1 protein-coding gene is annotated in these 538 nt (G+C 63.6%); it reads left to right on the plus strand.

The window, feature by feature from the left end:
- Positions 1–537, plus strand: a 537-nt coding sequence (locus ACT89H_RS29455; RefSeq protein ID WP_445111934.1) for a VanW family protein, incomplete at its 5' end; no start/stop codon positions are given.
- Position 538 lies beyond the last annotated feature (1 nt).

Raw genomic sequence — 538 nt, forward strand, 5'->3', positions numbered from 1 at the left:
GATTTCACCGGTCCGCGCGGCACCGCGGAAGGATATGTCGAGTCCGGCATCATCGACCACGGTCGTCCGAGCACCGCGGTCGGCGGCGGCATCAGTCAATTCGCCACCACGCTGTACAACGCGGCGTATTTCGCGGGTCTCGAGGACGCGGGTCACACCGAGCACAGCTACTACATCTCCCGCTACCCCGCCGCCCGCGAGGCCACCGTCTTCGACGGCGTGATCGACCTGAAATTCCGCAACAACACCCAGACCGGCATCTACATCGAAACCTCCGCGACCGCCTCCGAGATCACCGTTCGCCTGTGGGGTACGAAGACGGTCGACGTCGAATCCATCACCGGCGAGAAGACCAAACCGACCGAACCCAATACCGTCACCCTGCCCAAGGGCAAGGACTGCATCGCCTCCGAAGGCGGCCCCGGCTTCACCATCTCCGACACCCGCGTCATCACCGACCACAAAACCGGCCGCGAAATCTCCCGCAAGACCCGCACGGTGAAATACGACCCGATCCCGATCGTCAAGTGCGAGTGAG

This window comes from Nocardia aegles, from assembly GCF_052545135.1.